Raw genomic sequence first — 24,266 nt, forward strand, 5'->3', positions numbered from 1 at the left:
ACTATTAACCGGCGGCGCGGTTCCGGGGCGGCTGTTTGCACCGCCCCGGAATGACAACAACTACGCGCCCAGTGCCTGTTCCAGATCGGCGATCAGATCTTCCTTGTCCTCGATCCCGATCGAGAGCCTGACCACGTCGGGGCCGGCGCCGGACTTGATCTTGGCGGCGTCGTCGAGCTGGCTGTGCGTGGTCGAGGCCGGGTGGATCACCAGCGAGCGGGTGTCGCCGACATTGGCCAGATGCGAGAACAGCTGCAACTTCGACACCAGCCTGACGCCGGCGTCATAGCCGCCCTTCAGGCTGAAGGTGAACACGGCGCCCGCGCCCTTCGGCGCGTATTTGCGCGCGAGCCGGTTGTACTTGTCGGTTGGCAGCCCCGCATAGCTCACCGAGGCCACCGCCGGGTGACCGGCGAGGAATTCGGCGACCGCTTTCGCATTGTCGCAATGCCTCTGCATGCGCAGCGGCAGCGTCTCGATGCCGGTGAGGATCATGAAGGCATTGAACGGCGACAGCGCCGGGCCGAGGTCGCGCAGGCCGAGAACGCGGCAGGCGATCGCGAAGGCGAAATTGCCAAACGTCTCCTGGAGCTTGATGCCGTGATATTCCGGCCGCGGCTCCGACAGCATCGGATATTTGCCGCCCGTGGACCAGTCGAACGTGCCGGCATCGACGATGATGCCGCCGAGCGAATTGCCGTGGCCGCCCAGAAACTTCGTCAGCGAATGCACGACGATGTCGGCGCCGTGGTCGATCGGGCGGATCAGGTAGGGCGAGGCCAGCGTATTGTCGACGATCAGCGGCACGCCCGCCTTGCGCGCCACCGTCGAGATCGCCTCGATGTCGGTGATGCTGCCGCCGGGGTTGGCGATGGATTCGATGAAGATCGCTTTCGTGCGCGGCGTGACCGCGCGTTCGAAGCTCGCGATGTCATCCGGATCGGCCCATACCACGTTCCAGCCAAAGCTCTTGAACGCGTGCGTGAACTGGTTGATCGAGCCGCCATAGAGCTTTCGCGCGGCGATGAACTCGTCGCCGGGCTGCATCAATTGCTGCAACACCACGACCTGCGCGGCATGGCCCGAGGCCACGGCCAGCGCGGCCGTGCCGCCTTCGAGCGCGGCGACGCGCTCTTCCAGCACCGCATTGGTGGGATTGCCGATGCGGGTATAGATGTTGCCGAATGCCTGCAGGCCGAACAGCGAGGCGGCGTGGTCGGCGTCGTTGAAGACGAAAGACGTCGTCTGATAAATCGGCGTAGCGCGCGCACCGGTGGTGGGATCGGGCTGTGCACCGGCATGCACGGCGAGGGTCGAAAATCCCGGAAGGCGATCGCTCATTGATGGCGTCCTGTTCTCATGATCTGAAATCGCGCGGCATGCTGATCGTCGCAGCGTCTGCCGTCAAGGCGCCGGTTCACATCAGGACAATCGTGCTACGCATTGTCGCGTTCGCGAAAGGAATCCTTCGCAAGTGCGTCAGCTCTGCTCGGTCTTGTTCTTGGCGGCGCGATCGGACGCCGCGGTGTCACCGCCGCCGACACTCATCCGATTGAGGGACAGCCGCATGCCTTGTGTCGGTGCCGGCGGGCGCTTGGAACTCAGCGTGCGCGAATTGACGCCCATCCATGAGATCTCGGACGACAGCCGGCCATATTCGATCTTGGGGCAGCGGTTCATCACCACCTTGATGCCGACCGATTCCGCCTTTGCCGCGGCGACATCGTCACGCGCGCCGAGCTGCATCCAGATCACCTTCGGCAGCGGATCGAGCGTGAGTGCTTCTTCGACGACAGGCAGGATGTGGCTGGAATTGCGAAAGATGTCGACCATGTCGATGGGATGGCCGATGTCGGACAGCGAGGCGACGAATGGCTTTCCGAGCAGCTCCTTGCCGACATGGCCGGGATTGACGGGGATCATGTCGTAGCCGCGTTGCGCCAGATATTTGAACGCGAAATAGCTCGGCCTCACGTTGACCGGCGAGGCGCCGACCATCGCGATCGACTTCACGCTGTTGAGGATGGCGCGGATGTAATTGTCGGGATAGGCGTCGTGGTTCATTGGCTCTTCTTTTTGCTGTCATTGCGAGGAGCGCAGCGACGAAGCCATCCAGTCTGTTTCCTCGGTGGGATTTCTGGATTGCTTCGCTTCGCTCGCAATGACGATTCTACTCATCCCGCCATGTCGGCGTGCGCTTCTCGATGAAGGCGCCGATGCCTTCCTCGGCGTCGCGCGCCATCATGTTCTCGGTCATGACCTCTGCCGCATAGCGATAGGCTTCCGCAAGGCTCATCTCGGCCTGGCGGTAGAATGCCTCCTTGCCGAGCTTGACGGTGTAGGCGGATTTCAGCGCAACCTGTTCGGCCAGCGCAAGCGCGGCGTCGCGCTCGGTGCCGGCGGCGACGACGCGATTGATCAGCCCGATCTCGCGGGCGCGGGCGGCCGGGATCGGCTCGCCCGTCAGCAGCATCTCCATCGCCTGCTTGCGCGGCACGTTGCGCGACAGTGCCACCATCGGCGTCGAGCAGAACAGGCCGATGTCGACGCCGGGGGTGGCGAAGCTCGCAGCGTCCGAGGCGATCGCAAGATCGCAGCTTGCGACGAGCTGGCAGCCGGCGGCGGTCGCGATGCCCTGGACGGCGGCGACCACGGGCTTCGGCAGGTGGACGATCGCCTGCATCATCGCGCTGCAGGCGGTCATCATCTCGGCGAAGAAGGCGCGGCCGCGATCCGGATCGGCGCGGCGCGCGGTCAACTCCTTCATGTCGTGGCCGGCGGAGAAGGCGGGGCCGTTGGCGGCGATCACGACGCCGCGGACCGCCTTGTCGTCGCCGATCTCGTTGAGTTCGGCATGCAGGCTTGCGATCATCGCCTCCGACAGGCTGTTGCGCGCGGTCGGGCGATTGAGCGTCAGGACCGCGATGGGGCCGACGGTCTCGCGCAGCAGGATCGGTGGTTGCGGGGAGGGGGCGCGGGCCTGGACGGGCATCGAAAGCGTTTCCGGTTGGATTCTTGCACTTGGATGACGCGGATGGATGATGCAGATAACCTAATGTAGCAGGCGAAGTGAAGCGAGGGTGAGGCGAAGCATGGCGTTAGCGAAAATGAGCGTGGTGGAGGTCGAGCAGTTTCTCCGTGAGGAATTTCCCCAGGCCTTCGGCGGCGACGACATCACGATCGAGAGCGCGGACGGCCAGACCTGCCTGCTGCGCCAGCGCTACAGCGAAAGGATGCTGCGGCCGGGCGGGACCGTGTCCGGCCCGACCCTGATGGCGCTTGCCGATTTCGCGATGTACGTGGTGCTTCTGTCCGCGATCGGGCCGATCGGGCTCGCCGTCACCACCAATCTCAACATCAATTTCCTGCGAAAGGGCCAGCCCGGCCAGGATGTGCTGGCGGAAGCCCGGCTGCTCAAGCTCGGCAAGCGCCTGGCGGTCGGGGAGGTAAAGCTGCTGTCCGGCACGTCGCCCGATCCGATTGCCCACGTCACCTCGACCTATTCCATTCCAAATGTTTGAGCTTTTCGCAGGTAATATCGCACCATATTTTTAACTTATTGATTTTACTTATGTAATTTCCACATTCGGGCATTGACCGTTGCACGTCTCTTCTCTAGAAAACCGCGCAGTCCGGTGCGGTGTTCGCGCCGATGCTCCCCGTCCACGGAAACTCTGACATGAAAACCTTTTCGGCAAAGCCGGCTGAGGTGACGAAGAAGTGGGTACTGATCGACGCCAAGGGTCTGGTCGTCGGCCGTCTCGCCACCATCGTCGCCATGCGCCTGCGCGGCAAGCACCTCCCGACCTACACCCCGCACGTTGATTGCGGCGACAACGTCATCATCATCAACGCGCAGCATGCGGTCCTCACCGGTCGCAAGCGCGAGCAGAAGACCTATTACAAGCACACCGGCTATGTCGGCCATATCAAGGAGCGCACCGCGCGCCAGATCCTCGAGGGCAAGCATCCCGAGCGCGTGCTCGAGAAGGCCGTCGAGCGCATGATCCCCCGTGGTCCCCTCGGTCGCGTCCAGATGGGCAACCTCCGCGTCTATGGCGGCGCCGATCATCCGCACGAGGCCCAGACGCCCGAGAAGATCGACATCGCCAAGTTGAACCGCAAGAACACGAGGGCCGCATAACATGGCCGAATCCATCCAGTCGCTCGATCAGCTCTCGCAGCTCAAGACGGCGGCCGCGCCCGACGCGCCCAAGCACGAGAAGAAGGTCGACAAGTTCAACCGCGCCTATGCCACCGGCAAGCGCAAGGACGCGGTCGCCCGCGTCTGGATCAAGCCGGGCGCCGGCAAGGTCACGGTCAACTCGCGCGAGGTCGAGGTCTATTTCGCCCGTCCCGTGCTGCGCATGATGATCGAGCAGCCGTTCTCCGTGGCTGCGCGTTCCGGTCAGTACGACGTGATCTGCACCGTTGCCGGCGGCGGCCTCTCCGGCCAGGCCGGCGCGGTCCGTCACGGCATCTCCAAGGCGCTCACCTATTTCGAGCCGGAGCTGCGCGGCGTGCTCAAGAAGGGCGGCTTCCTGACCCGCGACTCCCGCGTCGTCGAGCGCAAGAAGTACGGTAAGGCCAAGGCCCGCCGGTCCTTCCAGTTCTCGAAGCGTTAATCGCTTCGGTCACATTCGCCGCGAAAGCGGCTTCAATGAGATGCAAAAGGGCGCTGATTTCAGCGCCCTTTTTGTTGTTCGTTTGTACGCAAATTGATGACGAGTTTCCTGAAAAGTTGGGCTTGCGTGAAAACCTGAATGGAACCCGCGAGACATAGCGTCGCATTTGGAAGGGCGCGCAAATCGGCTGAGCCGATCGCGTAATTGCTATGTTCAAGAGGGGGCCGACATGATGTCGCTCGATAGCATCACGCTCTATTTGGTCGCCACCATGGTTGCCGCACTGCTCGGCGCCATGATGGTTTTCTTTGGCAGGCAGGAGAACAGCCCTGCGCTGAAATGGTGGGGCACCGCCTATCTTCTCGGCGCCGCCTCGGTCGCGCTATGGACCGCAGCCGGCGAAAGCCTGGGCCCGCATCTTTACCTCGCGCTGAACGCGGTCGGTTTCGTCGCCTGCGGCATGGTGTGGAATGCGGCGCGTGTCTTCCACGGCCGCAAGCCGAACTGGCCAGGGCTCCTCGTCGGTGCGCTCGTTTGGACCGCCGCCGTTACACTGCTCGATCCTGCGGCTTCAATGCTGCGCATGATCGTCGGCGCCGGCATCGTGTCGGTCTATGCGGCGCTGACCGCGAGCGAGCTCTGGGTCGAGCGGCGCAAGAGCCTGCAACGGCGCTGGCCGGCCTTCGTGGTGCCGGTGATGCACGGCTGTGTCCTGATGCTGCCGATCCTGCTCGGCAGCTTCCTGCGCCCGCACGATGCCGGTTTCTCCACCAGCATCTGGGTCACCGTGTTCGCGGTCGAGCTGGTGCTCTATGCCGTCGGCACCGTGTTCGTGATCTTCATGCTGGTCTCGGAGCGCACCGTCACCGCGCACCGGACCGCGGCGTCCACCGATCCGTTGACCGGCATGCTCAACCGCCGCGGCTTCTCCGAGGCCTGCGGACGCGTGATCGAGCGCGAGGCCAAGGCCGGGCGTCCCGTGACCGTGATGATCTTCGACATCGACCACTTCAAGTCGATCAACGACCGCTTCGGCCATCCCGCCGGTGACGAGATGCTGAAACTGTTCTCGACCGTCGTCGTCAGCAATCTGCGCATGACCGACATGTCGGGCCGTATCGGCGGCGAGGAATTCGCGGCGCTGCTGCCGTGTTCGCTGGAGGAGGGCGTGCTGGTCGCCGAGCGCGTGCGCGAGGCGTTCGAGACCTCCGGTATCGTGGTCGATGAAGGCCCGGTCGACACCACCGTCAGCATCGGCGTCGCCGGCGGTCCGGCCGGCACCGAGCTCGAGGTGCTGCTGGCCTCGGCCGACACCGCGCTCTACCAGGCCAAGCGCGGCGGCCGTAACCGCGTCGAGGCGGCCGAGGAGCTGCCGCTGTCGCTGGAGAACTGGCGCCGCCAGAGCGCGGCGCGGATCGGTCCGCCGCAGGCGCGTCCGGTCACGGCTTGAGGCAAAGGGGCCCTGCGGTAATCCCCTGTTTACCATTCGATTCCTACCATCGTGGCCATGGAATCGATCCGTCGACAGAACCCGCAGGCCGCCCTGATGTCGCTCGAAGCCGCTGCAGCCTCGGCACGCGGCGGCTTCGCCTGCCTGTTCTCCACCGCGGACGAATACGAGAGTGCGCTGATCACCGAGCGCCGCGCCCAGGGGCGCTACGCGCAAGGCCGCAGCTATTGGCCGGCCGCGCTGTTCGTCGGTTGCGTTCTGATCGTTGCCGGCACCGCTTTGCTGTTCGCCTGAGAGCGCCGCATTTTTGGCCGATCAGGGCGCCGTTTCGGCGCCTTTTTCTTTGCCGCCGTCTGCGGTAGACACGCCCATCAAACAAAGAAGGGTGGAAACCGATGATCACCGAGATCGCGCAAATCGACGTCAAGCCGGGCAGCGAGAAGGACTTCGAGGCTGCCGTCGCCAAGGCCAAGGCCGCCTTTGGCCGCGCCAAGGGCTTTCACGGTTTCGAACTGCACAAGTCGATCGAGAAGCCGCAGCGCTACCGGCTGATGGTGAAATGGGACACGCTGGAAAACCACACCGTCGATTTCCGCGGCTCCGAGAACTTCACCGAATGGCGCGGCCTCGTCGGCCAGTATTTTGCCACGCCCCCCGAGGTCGAGCACACCGAGACCGTGCTGACGACCTGAGCGGCTTTATGTCGGGAGCATGATCTCCGCGCAAACGCGCTCCGCGTTTGTCGCGAGGAAAAACCGCTGCAAACTTTTCCGCAATCTTGTCCTACGCCGCCTCCGCCAGAGGCGGCGCCTCATACGTCTTGAAATGGTCGATCATGACCTTGGCGATGGCGACGAGCGGCAGCGCCAGCGCCAGGCCCCAGATTCCAAACACGACGCCGAGGAGGATCTGGAACGCGAACAGCGTCGCCGGCGGAATGTCCAGTGCCTGCCGCTGCAGGATCGGCGTCAGCACATAGCTCTCCATGGCGTGCACGCCCATGAAGAGGAGAAAGGCCGACAGCGCAGGGATCCAGCCCGAGGCGAGGCTCGCGAGCACCACGACGACGCCGGCAATGATGGCGCCGACGGTCGGGATGAAGGCGAGGAGGCCGGCCTGGATTCCCAGGATGAAGGAGCCGGGAATGCCGATGACGGCAAGCCCGATCCAGGTCACCACACCGACCGCAAGCATCACGATGATCTGCGCGATCAGCCAGCGCTCCAGCGTCTCGCCGATGCGGTCGATGATGAGGGTGACGCGGGTGCGGTGTCTGGCCGGCGCAAGGAACAGCAGGCCGTCGTGATAGACGCTGGGCTGGGCGGCGAAGGCAAGGCCCAGGAACAGCACGATGAAGATGTTGCCGACGGCGCTGATAGTTCCGAGCAGCAGCTTGAAGGTCTGGCTTACGATCGCTCCGCCGCTGGAGGCGAGCGCGCCTGCGCCCGACAATCCGCCGTGCGAGCCTGGGCTCGAGGCGGGTGTCGGGCCCGTGTCGGTCGAGGCGGCGGGGGCGGCATTGCCGAGGTCGAACACGCTGGTGTCGATGCCGTGGTTTTCGAGGAAGGACCGGACGTTGGTGATCTGCGACCTGATGGTCTTGCTCAGCAGCGAGGCCTGGTCGGCGATGGTGGCACCGCCGAGATAGGCAACGCCTCCGAGCATCGCGGCCAGCAACGTGCAGACGATCGCCAGCCGCACCGCATGCGGCAGGTGCAGGCGGCGGCCGAGTGCGTTGGTCAGCGCATTGAGGCCGACGCCGAGCAGCATGCCGGTGAAGATCAGGAGCAGGGTGGTCGCAAAATACCAGGTGAAGACCAGCATGGCCGTGAACAGCACGATACCGATGCCCCCGACCGAGATCGACCAGGCCAGATCGGTGCGGATCCGGGTTCGTTCGTCGGCGGAGACTGGCACGTCGCTTCCTCTTTCAAGCTGTCCTTGCGAAGCCACTCTTTCTTCTATTGCGGCCGGGATCAAGCCGCATCAACGTCGCTGGGACGATGGCGGTCCTTGAGATCTCGTTGGCCCAGACGTCGTCACGAGCCGCGGCATTGCGCGAGGAACGTGTCGATCGCACCCGTTGATTGACTCAACCGCTAGTTCTGGCACAGACTCGATTCAACGTATTTTTCGACGCCTGTTTCGAGAAGCAGTTTGATGAAGAGAATGAAGGCTCTTTTTGCAGCGATGCTCATCGTGGCGTCGCTTGGGGCCGCCAACTACGTGGCATGGCTCAGGTTGCATCCCGAAGTTTCGGCCGTGGAATCGATTAATGAGAAGGCGAAATACAACGCCCATGTTGTGATGCTTCACCAGCGCGCCATGGAGCGCGTCGATCCGGGCACGAGCGAATCATATTTGCCGGTCTACGACGCGCAAAATCCCGGATTGTTCCTGCTGGTGGCGGAACTCGCCATACGAGCCGGCGCGACGACTCCACTCCCGCTCGAAGTTCTTTCCATCCTGCTGTTCAATATTGGAGCCTTGTGCTTCTTCTTTTGGGTCTATTTGCTGTTCAGCGACGTCATCGCCGCAACGTTTGCCACCGTATTCCTGGTGCTGTCGCAGTTCTTCCTGTTCTTCTCCGGCGTCACGCACACGATGCCCTATGAGTTCGTGTTCTTCAACCTGACGCTGCTGCTCTTTCTGCTCTACTTGAAGCGAGGCGAGCGGGTCTATCTCGTGGGGTCGCTGCTGGCCATGTTCCTCATGGCCATGAACTACTGGTTCTACTATATGTCATCGTGGATCGTGATGGTCGGTCTCTGGTGGCAGTATCGAGGTCGCCCCCGCCTGCGTGACGTTGCGCTGATTTCCGCTCCGCTTGTCGCGGCCGCCACGCTTACAGCCGCCATGATCATGTTCATCGTCGGCGGCTTCACGAGCGGAATTCTGCGGATGCTGGACCTGTTCGTGGCTCGAACCGTCGACGCTCGCATGCCGAACAGCCATTGGTATCCTGGCGTCAAGTTTGTTTCTGCTGCGGATTGGGATCGCTATCCCGATGTCGTCGCATCCCGACTGGAATGGGCATATAGTTTTGACCTGCAATCCTTCTCGATTGCGGCCGGCTGTGCGGTGATCTTGCTGTCAATCCGCAAGCGCAGCTCTGCTGTGTCGGCCCTGATTCTTTTGCTTGGAAGCCTGTCCTGGTACTTCGTGATGCTCCAGCACACGTTTGTCCATTCATTCAGTGGTATGTATAGCTTCCTCGGCATATGTCCGCTATTTGGCTTGATGATCGCCGAAGCGGTTGTCCGCCTCTGCGACGCGCTGAGTTCCACCCGAGCCTGCTTCACGGGCGGAAGCATTAGGCGCGCGGTTCTTTCGACATGTGTTGCGGGGGTGATGGTCGTCGTGTCGTGGTGGGCGGTGGTTCCGTTCTATCGGAACTCCGTCGGGTTAATCAAAAAGACGGTCGCTATCGCGGCCGACGTCGAGAAGAAATATCGGCTGGCGGTCCAGGACGCCTGTCGCGATAATTCAAAGGTGACCCTGGAAGAGTTGAAAGGGGCCGCGCAAGCGTGGGGCTTCCAGTGGACCCCCGAAATCCTCGCTGCCACCAACCAAATGCCGACCTGTTCCCGTTATAGCAGCGTGCAATGAGAGCCGACTGATGTCGGTCGACCGGGACCTGCCGGTCTGGACCGACGGATTTGGGCGGCAACTGCAGCGCGACATGACGCGCGTATTCCCTTGAGAAGCGCAATTTGCCCTGCTAATCGATGGATCGGAAAGCAAGGTCCGCATGGTTCAAGCCTCTCGTCCGCACCAGCCTGTTTCATCTGACAGTCTCAAGACTGGTGCCGATACCTATTCGAGCGCGATTGCGGACGCCCAAAACTACATGGATTGGGTGATCGAACAGTTCCGCCCCTATTTGAAGGGCGAGATTCTCGAAGTCGGTTTCGGCCACGGTCACTACAGCAACAGGCTCAGCCAGTTCGGCGACTATTGCGGTGTCGACCATGATCGCGAGAGCGTCGAGCATGCCAGGACCGCGATGCCCGGCCGGAAGTTTGCCGTCTGCGACATCTTGGCGCGAGAGCAACTGCGCGGACTGTTTCCGCAGGGCGTCGATGCCGTCTTCACCATCAATGTGCTCGAGCACATCGAGGACGACGCCACGGCGATCGCCAATCTTGTCGACGTGCTGAAGCCGGGAGGGCACCTCCTGATCAGCGTGCCGGCTCTGATGCTGCTCTACAACGACCTCGACCGCCTGGCGGGGCACTGCCGCCGTTACACCACGACGCGTCTGGCCGATCTGCTTGCGGATCAGCCGGTCGAACTCGTTCGGCTCAGCTACTTCAATCCGATTGGCGGATTGGGGTGGCTTGCCAATCGCCTGAAGCGGCATCAGTCGCTGAACGATGACGCCGTCAACGGGCAGATTGCGCTATTTGACAAATATATCGTGCCGCTGTCGCGGGCGCTCGATCCGCTCTCGCGAAGTTTCTTCGGGCAATCCGTCACCTGCATTGCACGTCGCCGATGATCTCAGTCGTCATTCCCGCACTCAACGAGCGCAACGGCATCGTTGAAACCATTGATCGGGCCAAGGCGGCTCTCGACGGCGCTCAGCTCACTCCCTATGAAATCGTCGTCGTCGACGATGGTTCGGTCGACGGGACTGGCGCGCTCGCCGAGGAGGCGGGGGCAAAGGTGCTCAGGCATCCCCACAACATCGGCTATGGCCGCTCGCTGAAGGATGGAATTCGCGCCGCATCCTACGATACGATCGTCATCAGCGATGCGGATGGTTCCTACCCGATGGAGGCGATCCCGGCACTGGTCGCGCGCTTTGGACAGGGTTTTGACATGGTCGTCGGCGCTCGGACCGGGCCCAACTACCGGGAGTCGATGCTGAAGTCGCCGTTGCGCGCCGTCCTGAAGGCGATCGTCGAATTCACCGCCAACCGCGACATTCCCGACATCAACTCCGGCCTTCGTGTGTTCGGCCGGCAGGTCGCCATCTCCTACTTCCAGCACGTCAGCGATCTGTTCAGCTTCACGACGTCGCTGACACTGGCCTACATGATGAACGCAAAATTCGTCGACTACGTCAACATCGACTACAAGACGCGGATCGGTCGCTCCAAGGTGAACCTGTTCCGCGACTCCGTCAGGACCCTGCAATATGTCCTGGAGGCCTGCACCTACTACAATCCGCTGAAGATCTTCGTGCTGCTGGCAATGATGTGCATGGCGCTCGCACTGGTCTCGCTGGTCGGCGGGATCATCCTGCAGCTCGTCAGTGCCTTCGTCCTGGGCGTCGGCGCGATCCTGCTCAGCATTCTCGTCGTCGCGATGGGACTGCTCGCGGTGCTCCTGAAGCAGATCATGAACCAGCGATCATGACCTTCCTGTGCGAGGGAACGCGATGTGCGGCATAGCGGGCGTCGTTCATCGTGACGGTCGCGCCGCCGACGGCCGTGCGGCGGCGGCGATGTCGGCTGCGCTGCTCCATCGTGGACCGGACGGCGAGGGCACCTGGCCAGGAACAAACGCATGCCGGACCTGAAGGATCAGACGATCAGCGATTTCGGGGAGCAATGGACCGCGTTCCGCGACAACCCCGGCTATTACGGGTCGGCAGCTCTCCTTGCCGATCTGTTCGGGCCGTTGCTCGCCCTGGATGACGTCAAGGGCAAGCGGGTCGCCGATATCGGCAGCGGCACGGGGCGCATCGTCAACATGCTGCTCGATGCCGGGGCCGGTCATGTCGTTGCGGTCGAGCCCTCCGCCGCCATGATGGTCCTGAAGGAAAACACGGCCCAGGGCGCCGACCGCGTCGCGTATTTGCAGGTGCCCGGCGATCAGTTGCCGCCCGATCTCGAACTCGACTACGTGGTTTCGATGGGCGTCCTGCATCACATCCCCGCGCCGGCGCCCGTCGTCCGCGCGGCCTACGATGCGTTGCGCCCCGGTGGACGCTGCATCGTCTGGCTCTACGGCTACGAAGGCAACGAGACCTATCTGTCGCTCGCGATTCCGCTGCGCAAGCTCACCGTTCTGCTGCCGCATCGGCTGCTCGTGGCGCTGTCCTATGGTCTGGAGTGGGTGCTGACGGCCTATATCGGGCTGTGCCGGATATTGCCGCTCCCGATGCGGTCCTACATGCGCTCGGTGCTGGCGAAGTTTCCGCGCAGCGTTCGTCGCTTGACCATCTACGACCAGCTCAATCCCGCTTACGCGAAATACTACACGCGCGCCGAGGCAGAGGCGCTGCTGTCGGATGGCGGATTCGGGGATATCAGGCTCTACCATCGCCACGGTTATAGCTGGACGGTGTCCGGCACCCGGCCGGCATGAGGTGATCCACCCTGACGTTCTTGGCGAAGGCCCGTGGCCGCCTTCGCGCAGTCAATCGATCCGGAGAAGCCATTGCCAGCTACCGACATCAAAGGCGCAGGGGCGCCGCCTACGGGCCGGCTGGCACTGGCCGCATGGACCGGCCGTCTCGCATGGCTCGGGATCTGGTTCTGGGTGGTCGCCCTCGCGCTGACGGTGCATCTCGCTTTTCTGGTGGCCTGGCCGGACCATTTCCTCCACGAGGATGGCGGCGCCTATCTGGACGAAGCGGACGCCATTCTGAAGGGCCACTATCTCGACGATGCGGGGAAGCGGCCGTACGGCGTGGCGGTCTTCCTGGTGCTGCTCTCCAAGCTGTTCGGGCCGCATATCCTGGTCTTCGTCATCGCCCAGCATCTGCTGAGCATCGGCACGGCCCTGCTCATCGCCGCGACGGTGCGCCTTGCCGGTGCGCCCCGTATCATGTCGGTGCTGGCCTTTCTGATCGCCGCGCTCTATGGGCGCACGGTTCACTACGACAACACGATTGGCGCCGAGACCATTTCCAATTTCCTGGTCAGCCTTGCGGCCTTCATCGCCGCAGGCCTCGCCTTCAGGAAATGGCCGCCGTACCTCGCTGCGGCGGCCGCAGGGGTGACCCTCGGGGCCGTCATGACCTGCCGATCGGCGGCGGTCGGACAGGCCGCCGTCATCCTGCTCTGGCTGGCCGTGGTGCTGGATGCCGGATGGGGCCGCCGACTGGCCGTGCTCGCACTGGCAAGCGGCCTTGCCACCGCCGTTTATCTGATCCCGACGGCGGTCAATTACGCGATCGGAAAGCGTTCGGTCGGCAACGAGAGCCTTGCGGTCATGGCTTTCGTTGTCGGCTATTCCGCCGACTACGACCACGGTATCTATCTCGACCGGAAAGCCAACGCGCGGGCGTTTGTCGAGAAGATGAGGGCGGCCGACACCCCGACCGGCTGGGCCGATCCGGGCGTGTATCAATGGCCCTTCCGCGCCATCCAATTGCTGCCGAAACCCGGCGATAGCCAGGCCGAGGTCGAAAAGATGGTTCGCGACATCTTCATCGAAACGCTGACCACCCCGTCGACGCTGTATCGGCATGTCACCAGGCATTTTTTGCGCGAGATGTACTTCCTGCTGTTCGATGGAAATACCGTGGCGCGGCGTGCGTCCAGTCCGCAGGGTTACGAGTACTTCGCCCAACGCGACCTGTACCCGCTCTTTGGAAGTCCGACCGGGTTCAAACGCGGGCAACTGGTTCACGACTATTACAAGCCATATTCTCGGCTGGAGGGGCGGATCCTGCCGACGCCGGATCAGTTGCAGCAGGGGCTGGATTTCCTGCTGGCGCGCGGCTACCAGCCGCGCGGGGATCGGGCCAAGCTGTGCTGCGGAGTGACCGTCTCGAGCGAGTACGATGACCTCCCAGGACCGATCCGGTGGATGTCTGCCGCGATGCTGGTCCTCGCAGTCGTCCTGCTCGCGGGCGTCGTCGGCGCACGGCTCGGATGGGCGCCGCCCTTGCCTGCGGACCTGGTGACGGGTGGCACATTGATGGTCCTGCTCGCGCTGGTCAGCGCCGCGTTTCCGGCATTCCTCATCTATGGGCTCAATCGCTATGCCTACTACGTCATCCCGTTCCTCGGCGGCGCCAGCGCCATCCTGGGGGCCGTTCTGCTCGACCGGATCCGGCTCTTGGCCGGCTCCTGGCCCTTGCGGCACGCAGGTACCTGAGGGACCGCCCGGCCGCCGAGGCGGCACAGGTGGCGCGAAAATAGCATTGCCGTCCCGCGATCCCTTCGGTTGAATTTGCTCCATCAGAAGGGCATGTTTGGAGAATCTTCTTACGCGGAGGTCGGAACGGGAGATGAGAAAGCCGGTCGTCGGCGTGATCGGGAACGCCCATCGCGTCGAAAATCGATTTCAGGTCCAGATGGTCGGCGAGCGTAATCTGCGCGCCGTGGCCGAGGTTTCCGGCGGCCTGCCGGTGATGTTCGCGGGCTCGCCCGACATCACCGATATCGCGGCGTTGCTCGATACCGTCGACGGCGTCATCCTCACCGGCGCCCGCGCCAACGTGCACCCGACCCGTTTCAACGTCGACCCCTGCGAGAAGCACGAGCCCTACGACATCCACCGCGACGAGGTGGCGCTGGCGCTCTCGGTGGCCTGCGTGGCCCGCGGTATCCCGCTGTTCGGCATCTGCCGCGGCCTGCAGGAGATGAACGTCGCCTTCGGCGGGTCGCTGCACCCCGAGATCCGCGAAATCCCTGGCCGGATGAACCACCGCATGCCCAGGCTCGAGAACGGCGAGATCCATCCCGACCCGACCGTGGTGTTCGCCGATCGTCACGACGTCGAGCTGACGCCCGGCGGCGCGTTCGCAACGCTGCTCGGCTGTGAGCGGATCCGGGTCAATTCGCTGCATGGTCAGGGCATCCTGGAGCCTGGCAAACGCGTGTTCGTCGAAGGCATCGCTGAGGACGGCACCATCGAGGCGATCCGGATCGCCGAAGCCCCGACCTTTGCGCTCGGCGTGCAATGGCACGCCGAATACGATCCGCAGCGCAATCCGATCAACCGCAAGCTGTTCGAGGCGTTCGGCGAAGCGCTGGTGGAGCGGCAGCGCGCGGCGGCGTAGATCACTTTCTTGTCCCGGACAGGCGAAGCGCGGATCCGGGACCCACGCCGGCCGGAGGTCCTCCTGGGTGATGGTTCGTTTGGCGGACAGTCTGGCCTAGTTTCTGGCTCGTATGAACGCTTGCATCTCTTCCGGCGTGAGCTTGCCATCCTTGTTGCTGTCCATCGCCTTGAAAATCCGCTCGTGGGCTGCCTGAAACTCTGCCAACGAGATGGCTCCGTCACCGTCGGCGTCCATCAGCGCGAACATCATGCGGAACATGATCGGAGGCCCCATCGCGTCCACGCCCATCGTGCTGCGACCCTTCATAGCGTTACCCATCATGCCTCCACCACCCATCATGCCTTGTCGCTCTCCGGACTGGCTTGCGGGGGGCGTCGTTTGCGCGGGCGTCGACACTTGGTCCGATCCCGGATGATGGCCCTCGTGATCAGATGCCGTCTGAGCGAATGCGGGATGGTTCAGGGCAGCAAACAACAGCGCCGCAGCAATGGTTGGACGTCGCATGGTTGTCCCTCCGACGTTGATCCGAAATCCCGACGATGCCGATCCGGACCGGGTTCGGCTTGAGGCAGATCAATATGGCGGGTAGGGAACGCCGCTCGGTTTCGAGGATGTCTGCGGTCCTGTGCTACGCCATCATTTGCCGCGAGGCAGCATGCGGTTCAGCGTATTGTCGCGAAAAACAACATGATGGATCAGAGCTGCGCCGGCATGAAAGAACGCGACGAATACAAGCGCGTGGGCTGCAATTTCGTGGATCTCCTTGACCGAATGGGCAAAGGCTCGATCTCGTATCCATGGCGATGAGATTTCGTAGATGCCGAGCAGCGGCAACGCCTCGCCACGCGCAAACTGCGTGACGATCCCGGCGATGGGAACGACAGCGAGCAAGGCGTAGAGCGCATAGTGAAAAAGACGGGCGGTTGGGTCGGCGAAGGCGCCAAGCCATCTGCGGAATTCGTTTGGCTCGGGAGGCGGCGGCGGAACGGCCGCCCTCCACGCCACGCGCATGATCAGCGCGGCCAGGATCAACAGGCCGGCGGAAACATGAACGAGCAGGCCCGTCTCGCGAGCGCCACCCTTGGGCAAGTCATCGCCAAATATGCCGAGCGTCCACGCAACGATCACCAGGACCGCCGTCGCCCAGTGGAAGAACTGGGGAACGGTCCCGTATCGGTCGGGCGAATTCGTCAATTGTGCCTCCGTTGATCTTCGATCCGGTAGCGCGGGCCAGCCCTTCGAGGACCAATGCATCAGAAAATTCGCTGCGACTCTTTGATCCGCCTCATGGCGCGACCTGTTTCTTGCGCGAGGCGGCATCTCGGTAATCGGGCGAGGGCTGAATTTTGCGACCCCTGAGGCGAGTTCCATCCCGGGCGAGCAAGTTGCCATGCTCGGTCGAACACCCTTGGTGCGCGGCTACGCGGCTCGCTCCATCCGCCGCGCGCGATAGGCCTGCGGTGACATCAGGGTCAGCTTGCGGAACGCCTTGCGAAAGCTGCTCTCGTCCTCGTAGCCGGCCGTGCGTGCGATGGTCTTGACCGGCTGCGTCGTCGTCTCCAGCAGCGTGCGCGCGTGCTCGACGCGGCGGCGCGTGATGAAGGCTTGCGGCGGTTCGTGCGTGAGCTCCTGAAACTTCCGGTTCAGCGTGCGCTCGCTGAGGCCGAGCGCGCCGGCGAGGCGCTTGACCGTCATCGGCCGCTTGCCGGTGCGGCGAACCAGCAGGTCGGCCCTGGTCAGCAACGGGTCCTGCGACAGCAAATAGCCGACGGGCATGAAGATCGACTGGCTGCGCTGCGCGGTGTCGATCACGACGTAGTCCGCGCAGAGTTTTGCGATCTGCTTGCCGTCGACCATCTCGATCAGCCGGAGCAGGAGGTCGACCCACGACATCGGTCCGGCCGCGCAGACGATGCGGTCCGCCACGGTGATGACGGCGTCGGCGGCAAGGTCGATCGTGGGGTGGCGCTGCCGCAACTCGCCTTGCAGCCACCAGGTGATGGTTGCGCGGCGGTTGTCGAGCAGGCCCGCCCCCGCAAGCAGGAACACGCCGCTGCAGAACGCGCCGATCAGCCGGCCATTCGCGTGCTGCTGCCGGAGCCAGGCACCGGCACGGGCATATTGCGGTTGCAGGCGCTCGGCAGTGACGTGATCGACGAGGTTGCCGGGGACGATGATCGCATCATGGCGAGCGCGTCCGCCGATCGCGCCGTCGACCGCGACCATCTGGCCGCCGCCGGCACGCACGGCCTTGCCGTCGAGCGAGAGCGTCTCCCAGGCGAAGCGCGTTTTCGCGCCGCTCTGCTGCATCACGTGGTTGGCGAGCGACAGGATGTCGGCGACGCCCGAGATCGCCGAATGCATGCAACCTTCCAGCGCCAGAATTGCGAGCTTCATGGGACCTCCGGGGGTGATGCCGCGATCCTATCCGATCGGCACGGATGGCGCGTGGCGGAAATTGCCCGATCTCTGTCTTGTCCGCCACTGCCGTCCGGGCGGTGTCAGGTCCAATCTCGCTCCGTCGTCACACGACATGACCGGAGAGAGACATGCCTTACATCACCATTTCCACCGTTCGCGGCATTCTGGATGCCGCGCAGAAGAAGACCCTGCTCGAACGCGTCACCGACCTCCTGGTCGAGGTCGAAGGGCAGGGCAACCCGGAATTCCGCCGCAACGTCTGGGTCAGGATCGAGGAGCAGGAGCCCTCGCACTGGTCGCTCGGCGGCATGCAGCCGACCAGCGAGATCATCGCGAGCACGTTCGGCACGATCGGGGCGGACGGGGTGCGGGTCGGGCGGCTGAAGACGTAGCCAGAGGGTGAGGCGAAGTCCATGCTGGTCCCAGGTCTGCAAGATGGGCTTCGTCTCGCTATGCCGCGACATCAGCAGCGGGCGCGGTCTTCACGCGATGTTCCCAATATGGGAATATCGTTTCGTGCGGATCATCAAACAATCCACGCTGGCCAAATTCGCCGCAGCAAACCCCAAGGCGAAGCCCGCGATCGCCCGATGGGTCAAGCTCGTCAGGGCCGCCGGATGGGCTTCGATGAATGAGATTCAGACGACTGTACCGGGAGTTGTCGTTCTGAACGGCGAGCGGGCCCGTTTTGAAATCGCGGGCGGCAGTTTTCCCCTGATCGTGGCATTCGCGTTCAAGCACCAGATTGCGTTCATCAAATTCACCGGTACGCATGCAGAGTACGACAAGATCGATGCGTTGACGGTTGCGATGTACTGAGGGAAGAACCATGGAAATCCATCCCATTCGGACAGAGGCGGACTATGATGCTGCTGTCGCTGAAATCGAACGGCTCTGGGGGGCGGAGCCCGGGACTGATGATGGCGACAAGCTCGATATTCTCGCAACGCTCGTTGAGAAGTACGAGACCTCACATTGGCCGATCGATGTGCTGCGTCTCGACCCGATCGATATGCTGAACTATCTGATCGACGAAGGCGGACACACTCAAGCAGAACTCGCGGAGCTATTGGGGTCGCGCTCGCGTGCGTCCGAGATCTTGAACAGAAGACGCGCGCTGACGGTCGAGATGATCTTTCGGATCAGCGAGGCCTGGAAAGTGCCTGCCGAACTCCTGGTCAAGCCGTATCGGTTGAATGCGGTTTAGCATTTGGGATGGTCCTCGCTTCAGCGAAACCCGTCGTTTTCTTGCGAGGGCGACACCGCTCGATGGCGAGAAAGTCCCGCTAAGTCTTCTCGGAGAGAAACCCATCGAGCGCGTTTCAATCCGCTCGGACACAGGAGGCCTGTCGATTTCGTTTCCTGGCAATGTCGTCCTGGAAGTTCTCAACATGTCGTCTGTTTACGAGGGATGGCAGAAGGGCATTCCGGGGCTATCCATCATTGCGACCGGAGGCGGAGAATTAGCTAGCGATCATCGCCAAGAAGCACGAGCATTAGTCTCACAAAACGAAAAGGCGCCTCCTTTCGGAAGCGCCTTTTGCTTGTCGCAGTCGGTTTGGGCCGCTTAGCCCGAATAGTACATCTCGAACTCGACCGGGTGCGGGGTCATCTCGAAGCGGGCGACTTCCGTCATCTTCAGCTCGATATAAGCATCGATGAAGTCGTCGTCGAACACGCCGCCGTTCTTGAGGAAGCCGCGGTCCTTGTCGAGGTTTTCCAGCGCCTCGCGCAAGCTGCCGCACACCGTCGGGATCTGCTTGAGCTCTTCCTTCGGCAGGTCGTAGAGGTCCTTGTCCATCGCCGGACCGGGATCGATCTTGTTCTTGATGCCGTCGAGGCCGGCCATCAGCATCGCGGCGAAGCCGAGATAGGGATTGGCGAGCGGATCGGGGAAACGCACCTCGACGCGCTTGGCCTTCGGCGAAGCGGTGTAGGGGATGCGGCAGGAGGCCGAACGGTTGCGCGCGGAATAGGCGAGCAGCACGGGGGCCTCATAGCCCGGGACCAGACGCTTGTAGGAGTTGGTCGACGGGTTGGTGAAGGCGTTGATCGCCTTGGCGTGCTTGATGATGCCGCCGATGTAGTGGAGGCAGGTCTCGGACAGGTCGGCGTATTTGTTGCCGGCGAACACCGGCTTGCCGTCCTTCCAGATCGACTGGTGCACGTGCATGCCCGAGCCGTTGTCGCCGAAGACCGGCTTCGGCATGAAGGTGGCGGTCTTGCCGTAGATGTGCGCGACCTGGTGGATGCAGTACTTGTAGATCTGCATGTGGTCGGCCATCAGCGTCAGCGTGTCGAACTTCATGCCGAGCTCGTGCTGGGCGGAGGCGACCTCGTGATGGTGCTTCTCGACCTTGACGCCCATCTTTGCCATGGCGCCGAGCATCTCGGAACGCATGTCCTGCACCGAGTCCTGCGGCGGGACCGGGAAATAGCCGCCCTTGGTGCGGACGCGGTGGCCGAGATTGCCGCCTTCGTATTCGGTGTCGGAGTTGGTCGGCAGCTCCGAGGAGTCGAGGCGGAAGCCGGTGCTGTAGGGGTTGGCGGAGAACCGCACGTCGTCGAACACGAAGAACTCGGCTTCGGGGCCGACGAACACGCTGTCGCCCACGCCCATCGACTTCACCATGGCCTCGGCCTTCTTGGCGATGCCGCGGGGGTCGCGGTTGTAGGGCTCGCCGGTGGTCGGCTCGAGCACGTCGCAGGTGATGACCATCGTGGTCTCGGCGAAGAACGGATCGATCGTCGCGGTCACCGGATCGGGCATCAGGCACATGTCGGACTCGTTGATCGCCTTCCAACCGGCAATCGAGGAGCCGTCGAACATCGTCCCTTCGGCGAAAATGTCCTCGTCGATCATGCTGATGTCGAACGTGACGTGCTGCCACTTGCCGCGCGGATCGGTGAAGCGCAGGTCGACGTACTTAACGTCGTTGTCCTTGATCGATTTCAGGACGTCTTTGGCGGTCTTCATGCATACCCCTTTTGGCTCTGCGGGACGGTTTCCAGATGAGCAAAATTATTCTCGCTTTTCGGCGAGTTTTGCGCGACCGCACAAACGAAATCAGGCCGCCGAAGCAGCCTATTTCTTGTCAGAGTGTCGCAAAACGCGGGATAGCACCCGGCTCAGATAGCGTCCAGCCCGGATTCGCCGGTTCGGATGCGGATCGCCTCTTCGATGTTGGAGACGAAGATCTTGCCGTCGCCGATGCGCCCGGTCTGCGCGGCGCGGCGGATCGCATCGATCGCCCGCTCGACCAGATCGTCGCCGATCACGATCTCGATTTTCACCTTGGGCAGGAAGTCGACGATGTATTCTGCGCCGCGGTAGAGCTCGGCGTGACCCTTCTGCCGGCCAAAGCCCTTGGCTTCGGTGACGGTAATGCCTTGCAGGCCGACTTCCTGAAGCGCTTCCTTCACCTCGTCGAGCTTGAATGGCTTGATGATGGCTTCGATTTTCTTCACTGCGCGCCTCCCGGCCTTTCGATCAAATAGCAACGTCTTCGTCAGGATGCGCTTTTCTTAACGCACGATCTTGTCTTCGCAATGCCGGGATCCCTGACGAGACCGGCAACGTCGGCCGGCCACACCCTGATAAAATGCCAGTGAGCACGACGAACCGAAGCGGCTTCCTCGAAAGCAGGGTCTATGCCAAGTTGCAAATGCCCTGATTATTGGAGCGTTATCAGCCTTTTAACGAGCATCCCTGATAGGTGGCGCCGACCGGCACAAAATACCTAAGACTACGAAATAGGCAATCGGTTCAATATGTGTGCAGATCGTCGTTCCGGTCACCTCATCGGCACGGAAGATGCCTGTTGAAAAGGCGTTTGGACAGGGAAGTGGCATGGAAGTTCTGACCAATGCTGAAATGCAGCGCGCCGACCAGCTCAGCATCGCGGCAGGCACGCCCGGCTTCAAGCTGATGCTCAGCGCCGGCCAGGCGGTCGCGGAGGCGGCCAATGCGCTGGCGGAGGAGGGACCGATCCTGATCGTCGCCGGTCCCGGCAACAATGGCGGCGACGGTTTTGTTGCAGCGGCCGAGCTCGCCGCCCAGGGCCGCGAGGTCTCGGTGATCCTGATGTGCGAGCGCGACCAGCTTCAGGGCGATGCGGCCTCCGCGGCGCGCGGCTGGAAGCTCCCGGTGCTGCCGTTCAACCCGCAGGCGATCGGAAAGCCCGCTTTGATCATCGATGCGCTGTTCGGCGCAGGCCTCAGCCGTCCCGTCGACGGCGAGGCGCGTGCGATGATCGAGGCGATCAATTCCAACAGCGCGCCCGTGCTGGCGGTCGATCTGCCGAGCGGCATCAACGGCACCAATGCGGCGGTGATGGGCGCGGCCGTGAACGCCACCGAAACCGTCACCTTCTTCCGCAAGAAGCCGGCGCATCTGCTCTTGCCCGGCCGGATGCATTGCGGCCGGGTGCGCGTCGCCGACATCGGCATCGAGGCTCAGGTGCTGGACGAGATCGCGCCGCAGATCTTCGAGAACGATCCGGATTTCTGGGGCGCCGCCTTTCCGGTGCCGCGCATCGACGGCCACAAATACGCACGCGGGCATGTGCTCGCGATCTCCGGCGATGCCGCCGCCACCGGTGCGGCGCGGCTCGCCGCGCGCGGCGCGCTGCGCGCAGGCGCGGGTCTGGTGACGCTGGCGAGCCCGCGCGATGCGCTTGCGATCAATGCCGCCGCGCTGACTGCGGTGATGGTTCGTCCCGTGGACACCGCGATCGAGTTCGGCGAGCTGCTCGGCGACAAGCGCTACAACACCTGCGTGATCGGCCCGGGCGCCGGCATTGGGGATCGCACCTGCGACATGGTTCACACCGCGCTCACGGCGCAGCGGCACCTGGTGCTGGACGCCGATGCGCTGACGAGCTTTGCCGCGACGCCCGAGCGCCTGTTTGAATCGATCAAATCCTCGCAGGACAATGCGGTGGTGCTGACGCCGCACGAGGGCGAGTTTCCGCGCCTGTTCTCCGATCTCAGCAACAAACATCCGGGCCGCTCGAAGTTCGAGCGCGTGCGCGTCGCCGCCGAGCGCTGCGGCGCGGTCGTGCTGTTGAAAGGACCTGACACCACGATCGCCGCGCCCGACGGCCGTGTCACCATCGCCGCCAACGCGCCGCCCTGGCTCGCCACCGCCGGCGCTGGCGACGTGCTCGCCGGCATCATTGCGGGGCTGCTGGCGCAAGGCGTGCCGGCGTTCGAGGCGGCCAGCATCGCCGTGTGGATGCATGGCGAAGCGGGAAGCGAGGCAGGGCCGGGGCTGATCGCCGAAGATCTCACTGAAACGCTGCCGGCGGTGCACCGGCGGATCTATAGCGCGCTCGGGGTCGAATACTGAGCGTTCACTCCACCGCGTACCAGCGCACCAGCCGCGGTGCGGCCCAGTCGGTCGCAACGGATTCCATCAGCCATCGCCCGGGGGAGGTCGCCGCGAAGGCGATGCGCTGGGTCTGGCCGGGCTCGATTGCGAGCGTGTCGAGCCAATAGGGCTTCCAGCCATCGTCGAGCTTGTCGAGCAGGCGGAAATGGTGGCCGTGGAGATGAAAGACGGTGGTAACCGGCGCGGGGTTCTTGAGCGCCAGCGCGATCGTGCGGCCCGCCTTGGCGCGGAAGGCGGGGGCGGAGCCGGTGGAGAAGCTTGCGGGCCGGATCCACCCGGCTTCGGGCGCACCGAGCGCGACATCGAACCGCATGGCCCCCTTCAGATCGAGCTTCTCGGGCAGGTCATTCGAAGGAAGTGGCTGCAGCATCGGCGCGCGCCGTTCCCGCGCCCGTTCGCCGGAAATGGTGAGACTGCCGACACGGCGCGCCTCCTTGCCGTCATGCAGCAGGAATGGGGCCGATGTGGCCGCATCCACGACCGCGTCGGCGCGCGCGCCGGGGGCCAGCACCAGGGCGCCGTTGCGCGCCGGGAACGGTTCGGCCGGCTGTCCGTCGAGGGCGATCATCCGGACGTCGTGGTTTTCCAATTTGATCGCCAGAACAGACCGTTGCGAGCCGTTGATGAAGCGCAGCCGCAGCCGTTCGCCGGCGGAGGTTGAGAGTTCGAATGAAGGCTGCCCGTTGATGGTATAGAGCGGTGTCGTGTCCTTCGGTTCGCGGCCGGGGGGAAGCGCGGTCCCGTCCTGCCTCACGCGCCATTCCTCGATCAAAAGGACCACGTCACGATCGACGGCGACCCGGTCCGACTCGGCGGCGATGATCGGAAGCGGACGCGCGGGATGCTTCAGGCCGTCCTCGAAGAGACGGAAGTCGGCCAGCAGGGTTCCCGCATTTGTTATTGAAATAATTGATGTTTCAGTCGCATCCGGTGCGGTCGGCGCGCGCCCTCTGAGCGGGTCTGCCGCGGTCGGGCCATTGAGGCCGTACCAGACTGGGGCAAGCGGCACAGGTAACTCATTGCGGAAGACCACCTCGCAACGGTCGCCGCGCTTGAGACGGACATTCCCAAGGTGACTTACTGCGGCCAGCTCCCAAATCGGTGTAGCCGGCTGACCCGGCGTCAGAACCAGAGTTGCCGGCCTCGCCTGAAGGGCGAGCTGGGCGGTTACGAGCGGGGCTGCGCCGCCGGCCATCAGCCCGGCCGCCGAGGCGGCAAATCCGGCGCCAAATCCGGCGCCAAGGCCGGTCAAAACCTCGCGCCTCGTCGGGTCGAAGATCCGCGTTTTCATGCGGCGATCCGGACCACGCCGCGCTGGATAAGTCCAGTCGCCATGCCTACTTGATGCCTGCCTCGATCAGGCCATTTTTTTGCTGCGAACAGGCGGGCACATGCTATAAGCCCGCCGCC

The 24,266-nt window shown here is 63.4% G+C and carries 26 protein-coding genes; 16 read left to right on the top strand and 10 right to left on the bottom strand.

The window, feature by feature from the left end:
• Positions 1-60: 60 nt before the first annotated feature.
• The 3 genes from NR187_RS17830 to NR187_RS17840 all read right to left on the bottom strand — a co-directional run bounded on the left by NR187_RS17830 (position 61) and on the right by NR187_RS17840 (position 2,992).
• Complete coding sequence (locus NR187_RS17830; RefSeq protein ID WP_211385980.1) at positions 61-1,341, bottom strand: O-acetylhomoserine aminocarboxypropyltransferase; 1,281 nt, start codon at positions 1,339-1,341, stop codon at positions 61-63.
• Between the two features lie 138 nt (positions 1,342-1,479).
• Complete coding sequence (locus tag NR187_RS17835) at positions 1,480-2,064, bottom strand: CoA-binding protein (protein WP_211385981.1); 585 nt, start codon at positions 2,062-2,064, stop codon at positions 1,480-1,482.
• 106 nt (positions 2,065-2,170) lie between these two features.
• Positions 2,171-2,992, bottom strand: coding sequence for an enoyl-CoA hydratase (locus tag NR187_RS17840; RefSeq protein ID WP_256807174.1), 822 nt, complete (start codon positions 2,990-2,992; stop codon positions 2,171-2,173).
• A gap of 100 nt (positions 2,993-3,092) precedes the next feature.
• On the opposite strand from NR187_RS17840, the gene NR187_RS17845 reads away from it, so the two are divergent.
• The 6 genes from NR187_RS17845 (at position 3,093) to NR187_RS17870 (ending at position 6,767) form a co-directional block, all read left to right on the top strand.
• Positions 3,093-3,521 carry a PaaI family thioesterase gene (locus NR187_RS17845; protein ID WP_211385983.1) on the top strand — a complete coding sequence of 143 codons (429 nt, stop codon included), beginning with the start codon at positions 3,093-3,095 and terminating at the stop codon, positions 3,519-3,521.
• Between the two features lie 158 nt (positions 3,522-3,679).
• Positions 3,680-4,144, top strand: a complete 465-nt coding sequence (rplM, locus tag NR187_RS17850; protein ID WP_091965253.1) for a 50S ribosomal protein L13 — start codon at positions 3,680-3,682, stop codon at positions 4,142-4,144.
• Between the two features lies 1 nt (position 4,145).
• Entirely contained in the window at positions 4,146-4,625 is a 480-nt protein-coding gene (gene rpsI / locus NR187_RS17855; RefSeq protein ID WP_211385984.1) for a 30S ribosomal protein S9, read from the top strand.
• 229 nt (positions 4,626-4,854) lie between these two features.
• The gene (locus NR187_RS17860; RefSeq protein WP_211385985.1) at positions 4,855-6,075 is read left to right on the top strand and encodes a diguanylate cyclase; all 1,221 of its coding nucleotides are present in this window, start codon (positions 4,855-4,857) and stop codon (positions 6,073-6,075) included.
• 57 nt (positions 6,076-6,132) lie between these two features.
• Entirely contained in the window at positions 6,133-6,369 is a 237-nt protein-coding gene (locus NR187_RS17865; RefSeq protein WP_211385986.1) for a hypothetical protein, read from the top strand.
• Positions 6,370-6,470: 101 nt separating this feature from the next.
• On the top strand, positions 6,471-6,767 hold the full coding sequence (locus NR187_RS17870; RefSeq protein ID WP_211385987.1) for an antibiotic biosynthesis monooxygenase: 297 nt from the start codon (positions 6,471-6,473) through the stop codon (positions 6,765-6,767).
• A gap of 91 nt (positions 6,768-6,858) precedes the next feature.
• Here the strand turns inward: NR187_RS17870 and NR187_RS17875 are convergent, their stop codons facing one another.
• On the bottom strand, positions 6,859-7,992 hold the full coding sequence (locus tag NR187_RS17875) for an AI-2E family transporter (protein WP_211385988.1): 1,134 nt from the start codon (positions 7,990-7,992) through the stop codon (positions 6,859-6,861).
• Positions 7,993-8,235: 243 nt separating this feature from the next.
• Here NR187_RS17875 and NR187_RS17880 point away from each other — a divergent pair, with 243 nt between their 5' ends.
• The 6 genes from NR187_RS17880 to NR187_RS17905 all read left to right on the top strand — a co-directional run bounded on the left by NR187_RS17880 (position 8,236) and on the right by NR187_RS17905 (position 15,040).
• A complete protein-coding gene (locus NR187_RS17880) occupies positions 8,236-9,684 on the top strand; it encodes a hypothetical protein (RefSeq protein WP_211385989.1) in 1,449 nt (482 codons plus the stop codon).
• 142 nt (positions 9,685-9,826) lie between these two features.
• The gene (locus NR187_RS17885; protein WP_211385990.1) at positions 9,827-10,576 is read left to right on the top strand and encodes a bifunctional 2-polyprenyl-6-hydroxyphenol methylase/3-demethylubiquinol 3-O-methyltransferase UbiG; all 750 of its coding nucleotides are present in this window, start codon (positions 9,827-9,829) and stop codon (positions 10,574-10,576) included.
• Positions 10,573-11,439 (top strand): glycosyltransferase family 2 protein, encoded by an 867-nt coding sequence (locus NR187_RS17890; RefSeq protein WP_211385991.1) that lies wholly within the window; start codon positions 10,573-10,575, stop codon positions 11,437-11,439. Before NR187_RS17885 ends, NR187_RS17890 begins: the two co-directional genes overlap by 4 nt.
• A 150-nt stretch (positions 11,440-11,589) precedes the next feature.
• A complete protein-coding gene (locus tag NR187_RS17895) occupies positions 11,590-12,393 on the top strand; it encodes a class I SAM-dependent methyltransferase (protein ID WP_256807175.1) in 804 nt (267 codons plus the stop codon).
• A 33-nt stretch (positions 12,394-12,426) separates the two neighbouring features.
• Positions 12,427-14,133: a hypothetical protein gene (locus tag NR187_RS17900; RefSeq protein WP_256807176.1), complete on the top strand. Its 1,707-nt coding sequence runs from the start codon at positions 12,427-12,429 to the stop codon at positions 14,131-14,133.
• 133 nt (positions 14,134-14,266) lie between these two features.
• Entirely contained in the window at positions 14,267-15,040 is a 774-nt protein-coding gene (locus NR187_RS17905; RefSeq protein ID WP_256807177.1) for a gamma-glutamyl-gamma-aminobutyrate hydrolase family protein, read from the top strand.
• A 96-nt stretch (positions 15,041-15,136) separates the two neighbouring features.
• Here the strand turns inward: NR187_RS17905 and NR187_RS17910 are convergent, their stop codons facing one another.
• The 3 genes from NR187_RS17910 to NR187_RS17920 all read right to left on the bottom strand — a co-directional run bounded on the left by NR187_RS17910 (position 15,137) and on the right by NR187_RS17920 (position 17,440).
• A complete protein-coding gene (locus NR187_RS17910) occupies positions 15,137-15,547 on the bottom strand; it encodes an EF-hand domain-containing protein (RefSeq protein WP_256807178.1) in 411 nt (136 codons plus the stop codon).
• A 132-nt stretch (positions 15,548-15,679) separates the two neighbouring features.
• Entirely contained in the window at positions 15,680-16,237 is a 558-nt protein-coding gene (locus NR187_RS17915) for a cytochrome b (protein WP_211385996.1), read from the bottom strand.
• A 225-nt stretch (positions 16,238-16,462) separates the two neighbouring features.
• Positions 16,463-17,440: a GlxA family transcriptional regulator gene (locus tag NR187_RS17920; protein ID WP_211385997.1), complete on the bottom strand. Its 978-nt coding sequence runs from the start codon at positions 17,438-17,440 to the stop codon at positions 16,463-16,465.
• Positions 17,441-17,592: 152 nt separating this feature from the next.
• Between NR187_RS17920 and NR187_RS17925 the strand changes: the two genes are divergently transcribed.
• Genes NR187_RS17925 through NR187_RS17935 form a run of 3 tightly spaced genes read left to right on the top strand, consistent with a single transcriptional unit; the run spans position 17,593 to position 18,671 of the window.
• Entirely contained in the window at positions 17,593-17,856 is a 264-nt protein-coding gene (locus tag NR187_RS17925) for a tautomerase family protein (protein WP_211385998.1), read from the top strand.
• A 43-nt stretch (positions 17,857-17,899) separates the two neighbouring features.
• Positions 17,900-18,283 carry a type II toxin-antitoxin system HigB family toxin gene (locus NR187_RS17930; RefSeq protein WP_256807179.1) on the top strand — a complete coding sequence of 128 codons (384 nt, stop codon included), beginning with the start codon at positions 17,900-17,902 and terminating at the stop codon, positions 18,281-18,283.
• A gap of 10 nt (positions 18,284-18,293) precedes the next feature.
• Positions 18,294-18,671, top strand: coding sequence for a type II toxin-antitoxin system HigA family antitoxin (locus NR187_RS17935; protein WP_211385999.1), 378 nt, complete (start codon positions 18,294-18,296; stop codon positions 18,669-18,671).
• Positions 18,672-19,031: 360 nt separating this feature from the next.
• Here NR187_RS17935 and glnA read toward each other — a convergent pair whose 3' ends face one another.
• Together glnA and NR187_RS17945 are read right to left on the bottom strand one after the other, a co-directional pair.
• Positions 19,032-20,441, bottom strand: a complete 1,410-nt coding sequence (gene glnA, locus NR187_RS17940) for a type I glutamate--ammonia ligase (RefSeq protein WP_211386000.1) — start codon at positions 20,439-20,441, stop codon at positions 19,032-19,034.
• Positions 20,442-20,593: 152 nt separating this feature from the next.
• On the bottom strand, positions 20,594-20,932 hold the full coding sequence (locus NR187_RS17945; protein WP_007603495.1) for a P-II family nitrogen regulator: 339 nt from the start codon (positions 20,930-20,932) through the stop codon (positions 20,594-20,596).
• A 382-nt stretch (positions 20,933-21,314) separates the two neighbouring features.
• Between NR187_RS17945 and NR187_RS17950 the strand changes: the two genes are divergently transcribed.
• Positions 21,315-22,814 (top strand): NAD(P)H-hydrate dehydratase, encoded by a 1,500-nt coding sequence (locus NR187_RS17950; protein ID WP_211386001.1) that lies wholly within the window; start codon positions 21,315-21,317, stop codon positions 22,812-22,814.
• 4 nt (positions 22,815-22,818) lie between these two features.
• On the opposite strand, the gene NR187_RS17955 is transcribed toward NR187_RS17950, so the two are convergent.
• Positions 22,819-24,147: a multicopper oxidase family protein gene (locus NR187_RS17955; protein ID WP_211386002.1), complete on the bottom strand. Its 1,329-nt coding sequence runs from the start codon at positions 24,145-24,147 to the stop codon at positions 22,819-22,821.
• Between the last annotated feature and the right edge of the window lie 119 nt (positions 24,148-24,266).

Origin of the sequence: Bradyrhizobium sp. Bra64, assembly GCF_024519875.1 — a bacterium.
Classification (GTDB): Bacteria; Pseudomonadota; Alphaproteobacteria; order Rhizobiales; family Xanthobacteraceae; genus Bradyrhizobium; species Bradyrhizobium japonicum_G.